The sequence below is a fragment of the Bacillus sp. AY18-3 genome, from assembly GCF_008042305.1.
In the GTDB taxonomy this organism is placed as follows: Bacteria; Bacillota; Bacilli; order Bacillales; family Bacillaceae_G; genus Bacillus_A; species Bacillus_A wiedmannii.
Genome location: NZ_QKQR01000013.1, coordinates 31,684 through 44,202 on the forward strand (window position 1 = coordinate 31,684; position 12,519 = coordinate 44,202).

16 protein-coding genes and 1 riboswitch are annotated in these 12,519 nt (G+C 34.1%); of the genes, 4 read left to right on the forward strand and 12 right to left on the reverse strand.

Annotation, left to right across the window (positions count from 1 at the left end; genetic code table 11):
• Positions 1–38: 38 nt before the first annotated feature.
• Positions 39–221 carry a hypothetical protein gene (locus DM800_RS29160; protein ID WP_000503926.1) on the reverse strand — a complete coding sequence of 61 codons (183 nt, stop codon included), beginning with the start codon at positions 219–221 and terminating at the stop codon, positions 39–41.
• Positions 222–457: 236 nt separating this feature from the next.
• Between DM800_RS29160 and DM800_RS11715 the strand changes: the two genes are divergently transcribed.
• A complete protein-coding gene (locus DM800_RS11715; RefSeq protein WP_001165081.1) occupies positions 458–643 on the forward strand; it encodes a YkvS family protein in 186 nt (61 codons plus the stop codon).
• Positions 644–755: 112 nt separating this feature from the next.
• Here DM800_RS11715 and queF read toward each other — a convergent pair whose 3' ends face one another.
• The 4 genes from queF to queC are packed head-to-tail and all read right to left on the reverse strand — an operon-like array spanning position 756 to position 3,134.
• Positions 756–1,253, reverse strand: coding sequence for a preQ(1) synthase (queF, locus tag DM800_RS11720; protein WP_000918895.1), 498 nt, complete (start codon positions 1,251–1,253; stop codon positions 756–758).
• An 18-nt stretch (positions 1,254–1,271) separates the two neighbouring features.
• Positions 1,272–1,988: a 7-carboxy-7-deazaguanine synthase QueE gene (queE, locus tag DM800_RS11725; protein ID WP_000036302.1), complete on the reverse strand. Its 717-nt coding sequence runs from the start codon at positions 1,986–1,988 to the stop codon at positions 1,272–1,274.
• Positions 1,981–2,472: a 6-carboxytetrahydropterin synthase QueD gene (queD, locus tag DM800_RS11730; protein ID WP_087984816.1), complete on the reverse strand. Its 492-nt coding sequence runs from the start codon at positions 2,470–2,472 to the stop codon at positions 1,981–1,983. Before queD ends, queE begins: the two co-directional genes overlap by 8 nt.
• Complete coding sequence (gene queC / locus DM800_RS11735; RefSeq protein ID WP_000711595.1) at positions 2,472–3,134, reverse strand: 7-cyano-7-deazaguanine synthase QueC; 663 nt, start codon at positions 3,132–3,134, stop codon at positions 2,472–2,474. Before queC ends, queD begins: the two co-directional genes overlap by 1 nt.
• Before the next feature lie 93 nt (positions 3,135–3,227).
• Positions 3,228–3,271: riboswitch (PreQ1 riboswitch) on the reverse strand.
• Between the two features lie 207 nt (positions 3,272–3,478).
• Between queC and DM800_RS11740 the strand changes: the two genes are divergently transcribed.
• Positions 3,479–4,687, forward strand: a complete 1,209-nt coding sequence (locus DM800_RS11740) for an ATP-binding protein (protein WP_087984815.1) — start codon at positions 3,479–3,481, stop codon at positions 4,685–4,687.
• Between the two features lie 11 nt (positions 4,688–4,698).
• Here the strand turns inward: DM800_RS11740 and DM800_RS29600 are convergent, their stop codons facing one another.
• From DM800_RS29600 to DM800_RS11760, 4 genes are all read right to left on the reverse strand, one after another.
• On the reverse strand, positions 4,699–4,815 hold the full coding sequence (locus DM800_RS29600) for a DUF6254 family protein (RefSeq protein ID WP_000038254.1): 117 nt from the start codon (positions 4,813–4,815) through the stop codon (positions 4,699–4,701).
• 100 nt (positions 4,816–4,915) lie between these two features.
• Positions 4,916–5,449 carry a DinB family protein gene (locus DM800_RS11750; protein ID WP_087984814.1) on the reverse strand — a complete coding sequence of 178 codons (534 nt, stop codon included), beginning with the start codon at positions 5,447–5,449 and terminating at the stop codon, positions 4,916–4,918.
• A gap of 139 nt (positions 5,450–5,588) precedes the next feature.
• Positions 5,589–7,283: a M3 family oligoendopeptidase gene (locus DM800_RS11755; RefSeq protein WP_087984813.1), complete on the reverse strand. Its 1,695-nt coding sequence runs from the start codon at positions 7,281–7,283 to the stop codon at positions 5,589–5,591.
• 160 nt (positions 7,284–7,443) lie between these two features.
• Positions 7,444–7,890 (reverse strand): MarR family winged helix-turn-helix transcriptional regulator, encoded by a 447-nt coding sequence (locus tag DM800_RS11760; RefSeq protein WP_087984812.1) that lies wholly within the window; start codon positions 7,888–7,890, stop codon positions 7,444–7,446.
• Between the two features lie 194 nt (positions 7,891–8,084).
• Here DM800_RS11760 and DM800_RS11765 point away from each other — a divergent pair, with 194 nt between their 5' ends.
• Positions 8,085–9,581, forward strand: a complete 1,497-nt coding sequence (locus DM800_RS11765) for a DUF3149 domain-containing protein (protein ID WP_147786881.1) — start codon at positions 8,085–8,087, stop codon at positions 9,579–9,581.
• 29 nt (positions 9,582–9,610) lie between these two features.
• Here the strand turns inward: DM800_RS11765 and DM800_RS11770 are convergent, their stop codons facing one another.
• Positions 9,611–9,892 carry an aspartyl-phosphate phosphatase Spo0E family protein gene (locus DM800_RS11770; RefSeq protein ID WP_087984810.1) on the reverse strand — a complete coding sequence of 94 codons (282 nt, stop codon included), beginning with the start codon at positions 9,890–9,892 and terminating at the stop codon, positions 9,611–9,613.
• 397 nt (positions 9,893–10,289) lie between these two features.
• On the opposite strand from DM800_RS11770, the gene DM800_RS11775 reads away from it, so the two are divergent.
• Positions 10,290–11,060: a divergent polysaccharide deacetylase family protein gene (locus DM800_RS11775; RefSeq protein WP_087984809.1), complete on the forward strand. Its 771-nt coding sequence runs from the start codon at positions 10,290–10,292 to the stop codon at positions 11,058–11,060.
• 66 nt (positions 11,061–11,126) lie between these two features.
• Here the strand turns inward: DM800_RS11775 and cbpA are convergent, their stop codons facing one another.
• Both cbpA and DM800_RS11785 read right to left on the reverse strand, forming a co-directional pair.
• A complete protein-coding gene (cbpA, locus tag DM800_RS11780; protein ID WP_087984808.1) occupies positions 11,127–11,750 on the reverse strand; it encodes a cyclic di-AMP binding protein CbpA in 624 nt (207 codons plus the stop codon).
• A 124-nt stretch (positions 11,751–11,874) separates the two neighbouring features.
• Complete coding sequence (locus DM800_RS11785; RefSeq protein ID WP_048545015.1) at positions 11,875–12,504, reverse strand: class II aldolase/adducin family protein; 630 nt, start codon at positions 12,502–12,504, stop codon at positions 11,875–11,877.
• Between the last annotated feature and the right edge of the window lie 15 nt (positions 12,505–12,519).

Consider the following 12,519-nt stretch of genomic DNA (forward strand, 5'->3'; position numbering starts at 1 on the left):
ACATATCATACCACGCAAAAAAAGAAAGTTATACACCTTTACATATCCCCACCACTCTCATGTGTGACCCCAGCATGTATACCATCCATCCCATCAAAATATGTAGTCGTTTCATGATGACGAATCTTTTTTAAATTTATATAAGAAAATACAAATAAAGTTAATGCTATAACACTCCCCACAAATTCAAACATCATTTTACCGCCTCTAATTTCTCCCACTTTAGTAGGTTATTGTATTTTTTCATTATACCCCTATATAAAGATGCGCGCATTTAAACCGTTCTTTTTTTCTAATAACTTGGAGTTCTTGCATATTTTCTTACAAAATGTGAATATTTTTCGAATTTTTACTTTGGAAACATTTACAAAATAGACAATATGGTTCAAAATAAGAGGAAATAAAAAAAACCCAAAATTATTCTTTTTTTGGAAAACTGTAACAAGGAGAGTTGCTTATGCAGATCGCAGAAACTGGAGATATCATTGAATTTAAAGGTGGAATGCAAGGCCGTGTTCAAAAAGTAAATCAAAACTCCGTTATTGTAGATATAACAATTATGGAAAATTTTAGAGAACTAGATATGGAACCTCTTACAGTTGTAAGTCATAAAAACTATACTGTCATTAATCAAAATGCATAATATAATAGAAAGAAAGGATCTGTATGTTATACTACTGTCATTAATCAAAATGCATAATATAATAGAAAGAAAGGATCTGTATGTTATACAGATCCTTTCTTTCTATTATATATTAACGATTATCAATTGTTTCTGGATATAGATCATGGTTCATCATACGGTAGTCTGCCATTTGTTCATACTTCGTGCCTGGGCGACCGTAGTTGCAGTAAGGATCAATTGAAATCCCTCCACGTGGTGTGAATTTCCCCCATACCTCAATGTAACGCGGATCCATTAATTTAATTAAATCATTCATAATAACGTTCATGCAATCTTCGTGGAAGTCACCATGATTGCGGAAACTAAATAAATATAGCTTTAAAGATTTACTCTCTACCATTCTTTGTTCTGGAATGTAGCTAATATAAATTGTTGCAAAATCTGGTTGACCTGTTTTCGGACATAAACTTGTAAATTCAGGGCAATTAAATTTCACAAAATAATCACGGTTTGGATGATTGTTATCAAATACCTCTAAAATTTCTGGGCTATATTCAAATAAATATTTTGTATTTTGATTTCCTAATAAAGTTACATCTTTTAAATCTTCATCTAATCTTCCTGCCATTTTAAACATCCCTTCTCATTATACTCCGCGTTTATTTCCCCATACTAACGCATGAAGCTGTGGCAATACTTTTGCATTATTCATTTCTTTACAGTTAACCGCTTTTTCAATAAGCCACTCGTATTTATCTAATAATTTTTTAATCAACATCGCATCATCCACAGTTTTTGTATCATCATTCCCTACTTGTAAGAAGAATGGAACATCTGGATAACGTTCGTGCATCTTAACTGCATACTCAAAGTCATAATCGTCAAATACTACTACCTTTAAACTAATATCTTTTCCTGCTAGTTTCTGAATAACAGCATCTAACTTCTGAAAATCAGTATTCATCGTCGAACTTGGTGGTTTTGGAGAAATCGTTATCTCATCAATTTGAAGTAACCAATCTTGCCATTTACTCCCTTGCGTTTCGATTGCCGTCCGCATTCCATTCTCTTTTAATATAGAAAGAAGAAACTCAATATTTTTCAACAATGCTGGATTTCCACCTGAAATCGTAACATGAGAAAAATTTTCGCCACCAATTTCTACAAGCTCGTTCCAAACGTCCTCTGCTGTCATCTGTCTAATTTGTTCCTTAGCCGATCCATCCCACGTAAAAGCAGAATCACACCATGCGCAACTATAATCACAGCCAGCTGTACGGATAAACATCGTCTTTTGTCCCACAACCATTCCTTCACCTTGAATGGTCGGACCAAATATTTCTAAGACAGGGATTTTACTCATCGAGCATCCACTCCCGTCTTACTTCCGCATAACTAGTTGGCGTCTCGAAAAGACGAACAAATTCAACACGAGCTCCTTTATATTCGTTCGCACGATTATCTTTTAGTAATGCTTCTGCCATCTTTTCATAAATCCAAACGACCATGTTTTCTGCAGTCGTATTCATTGCTGGTAACGTTTCGTTTAAATAACGATGGTCTAAATAAATTTCTATTTCATTCTTCCAAATTTCTTTTATATCTCCAAAGTCAATCGCAAGACCTATTTCATTTACATATCCACTAATCCCAAATACAACTTTATATGTGTGACCATGTAAGTTTTTACATTTCCCTTCATAACAGTGTAAATGGTGTGCTGCATCAAATGTAAATTCCTTGCTGACCATTACTCTTTTATTATGATATTTGAGCTGTTTACGCTGAATATCCTTGTCCATTTTTTGCAAATTTTCTACGATGCGAAATCCAAATAAATTATCCATTAGTTATTTGCTCCTTCGCGTTCTTGTAGGTACGTATCTAATCCTGCTTTACGAAGCTGACATGCTGGACATTCACCGCAACCATCACCAATGATTCCGTTATAACATGTTAATGTTTTTTCTCGAACAAACTCGAATGCTCCAAGTTCATCTGATAATTTCCATGTTTCCGCTTTATCAATCCACATAAGTGGTGTATGAATTACGAACGGATAATCCATGGATAAATTTAAAGTAACGTTTAACGATTTCACAAACACGTCACGGCAATCTGGATAACCACTGAAATCAGTTTCACATACACCCGTTACAATATGACGTGCTCCAACTTGTTTTGCTAATACAGCAGCAAATGATAGGAATAGTAAATTTCGTCCATCTACAAACGTCGATGGCAATTCACCTTCTTCATGTGTAATCTCCATATCCGTTCTCGTTAACGCATTTGGAGCAAGTTGATTTAATAGACTCATATCTAGCACCGTATGTTTAATTCCTAGCTCTTTCGCAATTTCCGCTGCACAATCAATTTCTAGTTTATGACGTTGATTGTAATTAAACGTTACAGCTTCTACTTCTGCAAACTGCTCTATTGCCCAAAATAAGCATGTCGTACTATCTTGTCCTCCACTAAAAACAACAACTGCCTTTTCTTTTTTCATTTCACTCATTCTCCTTCTCTACTACGAATAAGAAGAAAGAACGTTCTTGAACTGTCACAATAAAAAAACAAAACAATACCTAAAGATATTGTTGTTTCCATAGTTTTTTATAGAGGGAGTTCGCGAACCTCTCCCGTGCAATGCACGGAATTCCTTCTTTCATTGACAAAGCTTATTGTAACATATTGTATACTACCAGAAAAAATTTCTGATTTTTCCGCTATTTTTCATTTCATTTCTTTCATTTTATAGTATGATGAATTTAATGCGAGAAGAGAGGAGGCACCCCACTGAAACCCTTTATTATTTATCTCTTTCTAAATATATTATTCATCCTTGTTACAATGCTCGTATACCATTTATTTTGGAATCAAAAAGGGAAACGTTCTCCTAAATTAAATTCAGCTATATTTATTGCATTATGTTGCCTCGCTACCATACTATGTATTACTTTCGGAGCAAAAACAAATTATGGATTTCAATTTGATATGCGCCATATCGTATTAATTGTCGGTACATTAACAGGGGGCCCTATTGCTGGTGCTTCCATCTTAACTGTATTAAACATATACCGCTTCTTATTAGGGGGAATAGGTGTTTTTCCATCCCTTATCGCTTCGGTTCTACTGTTTATTGTTCTACTATTAACATACAAACTCTTTAACCGAAGTTCTAATCGAATAAAAATAGCACTCGCTATCTTTTACAGTCTCATATTTAGCTTGGGCTGGGTACCTTCTTTCCTCTCAGAGGTTACAAATAGCGCCGATTACATACCCCATATTATCGTGTACGAAATATGTACAATAATTGGAACAATCCTTATTTTATATTTGCTACACATACTACAAATGCAAGTTCGTCTTCAAAACGAACTTATGAATGCCGAAAAATTCCATTTAATTGGAGAAATGGCAGCGTCCATCTCTCATGAGATTCGCAATCCATTAACTTCAACAAAAGGATTTTTACAACTCTTGCAGTCAAATACATGCACTGAGCAAGAGCGAAAATTATATATCGACATAGCCATCAACGGAATCGAACAAGCAAATCATGTTCTTACAGACTACTTAACTTTCGCGAAACCAAGTATTGAAAAAGAACAACAGTTACAAGTAGAGGAAGAATTATTGCATGCCTTATCTTTAATCACACCTCTTGCTAATTTAACAAATGTTCGTATCCACTATATCAAACAAAGTACATCTTTCTATATTGCTGGTGAAAAACAAAAACTAAACCAATGTTTATTAAATATTTTAAAAAACTGTATTGAGGCAATGCCTACAGGCGGTGATCTCGTACTCAATTTAGTTCCAGACCATAAGCATATACAATTGTATATAAAAGATACAGGAGTTGGTATGGATCAAGAACAAGTAAAACGCCTTGGATCCCCTTTCTACTCAACGAAAGAAAAAGGAACTGGTCTTGGAATGATGGTCGTATTCAGTGTTATTCAGGCTATGAACGGAAAAATTGATATTATAAGCGAAAAAGGTACAGGTACAACCTTCTTATTAACTTTTCCACTCATACAAAAAACGTGATGAAATACTCATCACGTTTTTTCTGTTCCTTCAACTAATTCAGCAAAGGCTTTCACTTTACCATGTGGTTTTTGATTTTCTTTACGTGCTTTCCACGCGCGCTCTTCTTCTTTCTTTTTCTTGGACATACTTTTCAACTCCTTCTGTTCTTTCTCCATGTAGTATTCCAAAATAAGAAAGAAAACTATGCACGTATCAAAAAAGAAGTGGTCTCCCACTTCCTTCTAATTATCGTTGCAAAATTGCGTGTTTCGCCTCTTTTAACTGCGTAAGATGTCTTTGTTCATGCAAATCAAGAAATTGAACCCACTGATACAAATTCAAATCGTTAAAAATAGGATGCTTTAATCCATTTTCAAATAAATCTTTTTCATCTATCACACTATGAAGCGCGTGTAATAGTTCTTGTCGTGAATGTTCTAGTAATTGAATTCCTTGCTGTTTTTTCATTAACGTTTCTGTTGGTTCCATTTGCTGAGGAGCTTCTCGTTTATGTGTGCGATCAAGCGTAAGTTGGAGGTCTTTAAATGGAGTCGTGTTTCTTTCATTTTTTTGTAAAGCATATACAAGGGCAGATGTAACTGATTGTTCAACTAAATGCAAGTGATGCAAAATTTGAATAATACTCCATTTATCACGGCGTGGCTTTACATTCACTTCTGTATCATTTAACATTTCAATTTCTGATAATAGCGTGCTTCGAGTAGACTGTAATGAGTTCACCAAACTTTCTAAACTCACATCCATATTAGATTGAAGCATACTTCTTTCCCCCCTTTTTGTTGGTGAAAAGAGGTGCTCCTTATTAGAAACACCTCTTCAGTATTCTGAATTTTCTTTTATTATCTCATCATTTTCTCGTTATGTCGATGTTAAACATGTGAAAAAAAGCGCATGTTTTTTACAATTTTGTGTCGTCAATCGCACGTAGCCACGCTTCAATTTCTGTAATGACACTTTTCACACAGCCTTCAGCAAATGGTGATGTTAAATTTGCAACTTCTACTAATTCCAAGAATGATTTACTTCCACCTTGTTGACACAGATTCACATAATCTTCCCATGCCTCTTGTCTATTATCTCTTGCACGTTTCCAAAATTGCAGTGCACAAATTTGTGCTAATGTGTAGTCGATATAGTAGAACGGCGAGCTATAAATATGTCCTTGACGTTGCCAGAAGCCACCGCGCTCTAAATAATCATTATCTTCATAATCACGATGCGGCAAATACTTTTTCTCTATATTACGCCATGCTGTCTTACGCTCTTCTGGTGATGCTTCTGGATTTTCATATACATAATGTTGGTATTCATCAACAGATACACCATACGGTAAAAACAGAAGTGCTGAACTTAAGTGAGAGAAATAATATTTATCTGCATCTTCTTCAAAGAATGACTTCATCCATGGCCATGTAAAGAATTCCATACTCATAGAATGAATTTCACATGCTTCATACGTTGGCCAATTGTATTCTGGAATTTCAAACTTACGACTTTCATATACTTGGAAAGCGTGACCAGCTTCATGTGTTAATACATCAATGTCGCCAGATGTTCCGTTGAAGTTTGAGAAAATAAATGGCGCTTTATAATTCTCAATATATGTACAATATCCGCCACCAGCTTTTCCTTTTTTCGCAACTAAATCTAATAAATCATTATCTAGCATGAAATTGAAAAATTCATCCGTTTCAGCCGATAACTCTTTATACATCGTTTTCCCATGATTAACAATCCAATCCGCATCTCCTTTTGGAGTTGGATTACCAGTAGCAAACTCAAAGTTTTCGTCGTAATATGCTAACTTCTCTACACCAATACGTGCTTGTTGTCGTTTTCTTAACTCCGTTGTAACGGGAACGATATAATCTAGTACTTGCTGACGATAATTCGCCACCATTTCCGCATTATAATCTGTACGGTACATTCTTGCATATCCAAGTTCAACAAAGTTTTTGAAACCTAAAGATTTGGCGATTTTCGTTCTCACTTTAACAAGCTCATCATAAATACGATCTAACTCTTCCTCATTCTCAGCTAAAAATCCGTAATATGCTTCACTTGCTGCTTTACGTTCACTTCTTTCTTTCCCTTGCATAAACGGAATCAGTTGCGATAACGTTCTTTCTTCTCCTGCAAAGTCAATTTTTGCAGATGCTAATAACTGTGTATATTGTGAAGACAATTTATTCTCTAATTGTAAATCTTTCACAACTTCATCAGAGTATGTTTTCAAATCACACTCCGCTAAAGCAAATAATTGCTTTCCATAATACGCTTCTAATTCTTCACGGAATGGAGAATGAATTAACGCATTATAATACTTTGTACCATATCCTTGTACAACTGGAGAGAATTCATCAAAGAAATCTTGCTCTTCCTTATAAAAAGCATCTGTCGTATCAACAGAATGACGAATGTAACAAAGGTTCCCCATTGTACCGAAGTCGTTGCGAATTTCGTTAATTGAATTGATGACTTGTTTTTGTTCTTCTACCGTTTTTACGTTATCAAACTTCTCTAAAGCAACGGTAAACTTTTCTTTTAATTCTTCAATATTTGGCCGTTTATATTCATAGTCTTTAAATGACATGAACGAGCCTCCTCTCCATTATGTGCATCCTTACTATAATTCAATGCTTACTTACAAATCTCCTCTTATTCTTCAACAAAATACGGCAGATGCTGTCATAATTACATGTAAACAAAAGAACCTTGGATTTCTTTATCCAAAGCTCTTTTGGAACATACTATTATTTTTCATATTTTCCAATCTTTTTTAATAGAGCAAGTAATTCATCCTTTTCCTCTTTCGTTAACATTTCAAAAGAATGATGTATAACTTGCTCATGCCCTGGAAAAATAGAAGCAATAAAGCTCTCTCCAGATTCAGTTAGTTGTGCATAAATAACACGTCTGTCATTCGGGCACGGAATTCTCTTTACTAGTCCCTTTTTCTCTAGCTTATCTACAACATATGTAATGCTGCCACTAGCTATTAAAATACGCTCACCAATTTGCTGAAGTGGTTGACCGCCTTTATGATATAACAGTTCTAATACAGCAAATTCAGTTGGATTTAACCCGTTACTTTGTATAGATTTATTTGTAGTATCCATAACAGAACGATGTACACGAGATAATGCAATAAATACTTTTAAAGATTGAGAAATATCTTCTCGTTCATTATTTGATGTCATACAACTTTCAACCCTTCACTTAAATTCTCAGTAATAAAAAGAAAAAACAACTTAGTACTTCATGTGAATTCCGAATGAGTATTCACTCATTCATTTCCTCTCCCCAAATATAGTATGAATGATTCTTGAATAAAAACATGACAATTTTAACATAGTTTATATATAATGATAATAAAAAAGAAGGAGTACCAAATTTGAAAGTCAAATTCCACAGCATAGTTTTATATATAGTTCTTGTTATCCTACCAACGATAGGGATTGGTGCTACATTTTATTCATATCATTCGTATAAAATGAAGCAGGAAAACAAACTATCTGCTCACACGGTTCTCTTTTTATATAGAGACTATTTAGATCATCACCTTGGTGAAGCAATTTCCGCATTAAAAATGCTCTCAAAGGTCGTAGGAACCGAGACTGGAAATATAAATGGAGTTAAACAAATTGTACATGATACAGATGGAAACGATGCACGTTTTTCTGGTTTATATTACGCTACACCAGAAGGAATCATTACAATCGCATCTGAAGGCGACCGGCCACCTGTTGATGTCTCAGATCGCAAATATATTCAAGACGTATTGCAAACGAAGAAAACAACTGTATCATCAGTCATTACAGATCGTGTTCTTGGACATCAAGCTATTATGATTGCTTCTCCCATTTTCAATAAACAGAAGGAAATCTCAGGCTTATTGTTAGCAAGTTTACGCTTTGACTACATTTCAGCATCTTTAAATGCCATTAAGCCACAATATCATTTTGAAGTAACTGATAAACATGATGTAGTTTTTCTCACCGATGATAATAACGAAACAAGTGATGCGCATTCTAATATGCTTACTACCCCACTCAAAAGATTAAATTGGAAGGTCTCTGTTTCTCCATTGCCTATCCATCAAAAAACTTTATATCAGTGGGTTGCAATAGAGTGTATAGCTACTTTATTTTTAATGTCTATTTTATTTTTACTTGCTCAATATATGTTGTTAAAACGTCAAACAAAACTGGAAAGACAACAAAATGAACTACAAAAAATTGAATTAGTTGGAACTTTTGCAGCTAGTACAGCCCACGAAATCCGTAATCCTCTTACCGGAATTAAAGGGCTCGTCGCTCTATTAAAAGAGAAATATAAAGATGAACAAGATCAGTTTTATTTTTCCATCATCGAACAAGAAATAGAACGGATTAATGAAATTGTAAGCGAATTTCTTATTCTTGGAAAGCCAACTGCTATCATTGAACAAACATATGATGTGAGAACCATTCTAAATGAGGTAGCATTAATTATTCAATCTGAGGCGAATCTACATAACATTGTATTCCATTTACATTTGCCAGACCATCCTGTTCATATCCGTTGCTCAAAAGACCATATGAAACAAGTGGTTTTAAACATTACAAAAAATGCAATTGAAGCCATGAATTCTGGTGACACACTGACCATTTCCGTAACAAACAATGAGACACACGCACAATTGAAAATTACAGATACTGGAAAAGGAATTCCAAAACATATTCAAAAACACCTCTTTCATCCGTTCTTTACTAATAAAGATACTGGAACCGGTCTTGGACTTGTCATATGTAAACGAATTGTAGAGATGTACAATGGGCATATTTTTATTGATAGTACAGAAAATGAAGGAACGACAGTTCATATCGAAATTCCGTTACACCTAGTATAATTATCCTTATCCCAAAAGGGTAATTATACTTATTTCATAAAACCAGCCACAAGCATTCGCCAAAAATTACTTGATTTCCCTTCATACCCAATTTGAAAAGTAGGTACCTTTATAATTGATAACCATTTTGGTGTTTGTTTTTCTTTATAACACTGGTACTGTAAAATAAGCTTGTCCAATTCTTGACTCACTTGAATTGTCTCCATACTATTTAACCCACTTGTTAAACCTAATTGAATCATTTCTTCACGTTTCATATGAATATCACGTGAAAGCTTTTCTAATGTGTACTTCCTTTTTACAGTAAACATCCATATCCCCCTTATTATACTTCCGTGCTCTCGACTTTACTTCTCCATCGGCCTTTTAACTACTTAATCATATTTGAATTTGAAGAATCAGAAAATTTAACATTTTCTCCCTGTAATTTACAAATCTTTACCCTCACTTTGAGAATTATTACAAATTATTCTATCTTTGTAAATACATTCGCAATAATAGACATTTTTTTCATCTTCTTTTTTTACAAATACCAATTAAATAGCGGATTCTCTATTTTCCATATACTTTTCTTCGACATTTTTTGTTTAATTTATATAAAAACGCAAAACATAATGATGATTGATAAAGTGAAATTTAATCATTGGGGATTTTGTCCATTCCTCACTGCTCGCAAATAGCGGGATAAAATAGAAAGGAAATATTTATATGCGCAAATATACGATTGCATTGCTTATATTTACTATGTTTTTACCATCCTTCTTGTTTCCTGTTCAAGCAAAGGCCCATACAAACAAAGTCGCTATTGTCATTGATGACTTCGGCAATAATATGAAGGGGACTGATAAAATGTTATCACTTCCTATTCCACTGACTGTTGCCGTTATGCCTTTTCTCCCTTCCACAAAGGAAGATGCGATAGCGGCTCATAAGAAAGGGCACGAAGTTATTATACATATGCCAATGGAACCTATTAAAGGTAAAAAAGAATGGCTTGGACCAAAAGCAATTACAACTGATTTAAGCGACGAAGAAATAAATAAACGACTCGAACAAGCGATTCAAGAAGTACCGCATGCAATTGGCATGAACAATCATATGGGATCAAAAGTGACCGCGGACGAAAGAATTGTACGACTTATACTTGCAGCTTGTAAAAAACACGGTTTATTTTATTTAGATAGCAAAACAAATCCTAAGAGTGTTGTCCCAAAAATCGGGAAAGAATTAGGAGTGCCTATTATTGAAAATCAATTATTTTTTGATGATGTGTATACGGCGGCACATATTTCAAAACAAGCCCAATTACTCATTAAAAAACTTCAAGAAAAACCGATTATGGTAGCTATTGGACACGTTGGACCTCCAGGTGAAATTACATCACGTGTTATAGAAACTTCTATTCCTAACATTCGCGCGCATGCAGATTTTATTTTTTTATCTGATTTAGCACTATCTCCACCTCCTGTTTCAAAATAAGATTCATTACTCACACTAAAAAGGTACCAATCTGCATATAGCAAATTGGTACCTTTCCTTTTCACCTTAAATATAATCTACATGACTCACCCTGAATCCTTTTTTCTCTATTTTTTCGATTAATTGCTTTAATCTTTTTTCATTTAACTCATCTGCTATATTTATGATAACGCGGCGAATATATTGATCACCGTTATCTAGTGTAAATAATCCACCGATATTAAATGCTTTCAACAATGTCCCAAGTTCTTTAATCGTTCCCTTACAATCTTGTGTTGCAATTGTTAATATATAACCACCCGTCCGCATACCGAATGAATCTTCAATAACATCAAAGATATTGGAATGCGTTAAGATACCGACAAATTCATTATAGTCATTTAGCACAGCTAAAAATGGAAGTCGACGAATAACATAAAATGCTCTAAAAAAAGAATCCTTTTCAAAAATAAATGCGGAGGAATCTCCCAGCATATGTTCCGCACTTAATTTCTCTAATCCGCTATTACACTTCTTTTCTAAAAGATCTACTTTATAAATAATCCCTATGAATTTCTTTTCATCTTCTGCTAATACAGGGATTGCTCGAAATCCCGTTTCATTCATAATGTGCAAAGCCTCTTCACCTGAATCGTTCATTTTGCAAAATGTTACTTGCTGTTTTGGCAGAAAATGATATTTAACTCGCAAAATATGTTCCTCCTTACATGTCAACATGTAATCTATATATAATAAGGAGACCTATATTTTATGAGTGAAATTATTTTTAAAACGCTTTCATTTTTTATTGACTTGTAACGACATCACAAACATTTTATATAACAGAGCTCTTTGCACCTTTTATCATTAACAACTTTACATGGTAATTCATTAAATATTCTATACCCTCTAGCCATTTTTTCGCTTCTTCTGGAGTTTTCCCCCACACAATCATGCCATAATTATGAACAAGAACTACTCCTCCACCTTCAATAAAATTCGGTACATTATTTTCTAATAAATCAGCAAATTTCTTCTCATCTTCTACAATGGGAATTGTCATTTCTGTTATACCTTCTTTTCCAAAAACACGTTCCACACTACGTTTATCGAATGTTACTTCCCCTTCTTCTCCATATAACTCTGATATTAAATGACTATCTACAGTCTGCACTTGTAAAATACATTCTGCACTACTTTTTTTATAAATATCCGCATGCATAAACGATTCTGCAGCTGGTTTTTCTTCATTTTCAAATACTGGCTCACACATACAATTAACAACAATAAAGTCTTCTTCTGAAAATAACCCTTTATCTCTTCCCTCAACGTTTATTAAAAAAGTTAACGGCTCTTTTGACGTACAGAGTGATAAACTAATTTTTGTACCATAAAACCAATCACGAAGTGCCAATTCAGATTTCACATCTTTTAATTCATTCCATTTTTTTAGAAAAAATAACATTTCGTCACCCCCGGC

Bases quoted from the DNA above. Each gene is read 5' to 3' on its own strand.
- DM800_RS11715 (WP_001165081.1), top strand. From the start codon at position 458: ATGCAGATCGCAGAAACTGGAGATATCATTGAATTTAAAGGTGGAATG.
- DM800_RS11760 (WP_087984812.1), bottom strand. From the start codon at position 7,890: ATGACATCAAATAATGAACGAGAAGATATTTCTCAATCTTTAAAAGTA.
- DM800_RS29600 (WP_000038254.1), bottom strand. From the start codon at position 4,815: ATGTCCAAGAAAAAGAAAGAAGAAGAGCGCGCGTGGAAAGCACGTAAA.
- DM800_RS11770 (WP_087984810.1), bottom strand. From the start codon at position 9,892: ATGTTTACTGTAAAAAGGAAGTACACATTAGAAAAGCTTTCACGTGAT.
- DM800_RS11755 (WP_087984813.1), bottom strand. From the start codon at position 7,283: ATGTCATTTAAAGACTATGAATATAAACGGCCAAATATTGAAGAATTA.
- queC (WP_000711595.1), bottom strand. From the start codon at position 3,134: ATGAAAAAAGAAAAGGCAGTTGTTGTTTTTAGTGGAGGACAAGATAGT.
- queD (WP_087984816.1), bottom strand. From the start codon at position 2,472: ATGGATAATTTATTTGGATTTCGCATCGTAGAAAATTTGCAAAAAATG.
- DM800_RS11775 (WP_087984809.1), top strand. From the start codon at position 10,290: ATGCGCAAATATACGATTGCATTGCTTATATTTACTATGTTTTTACCA.
- DM800_RS11750 (WP_087984814.1), bottom strand. From the start codon at position 5,449: ATGCTTCAATCTAATATGGATGTGAGTTTAGAAAGTTTGGTGAACTCA.
- queE (WP_000036302.1), bottom strand. From the start codon at position 1,988: ATGAGTAAAATCCCTGTCTTAGAAATATTTGGTCCGACCATTCAAGGT.
- DM800_RS11785 (WP_048545015.1), bottom strand. From the start codon at position 12,504: ATGTTATTTTTTCTAAAAAAATGGAATGAATTAAAAGATGTGAAATCT.
- DM800_RS11740 (WP_087984815.1), top strand. From the start codon at position 3,479: ATGCTCGTATACCATTTATTTTGGAATCAAAAAGGGAAACGTTCTCCT.
- queF (WP_000918895.1), bottom strand. From the start codon at position 1,253: ATGGCAGGAAGATTAGATGAAGATTTAAAAGATGTAACTTTATTAGGA.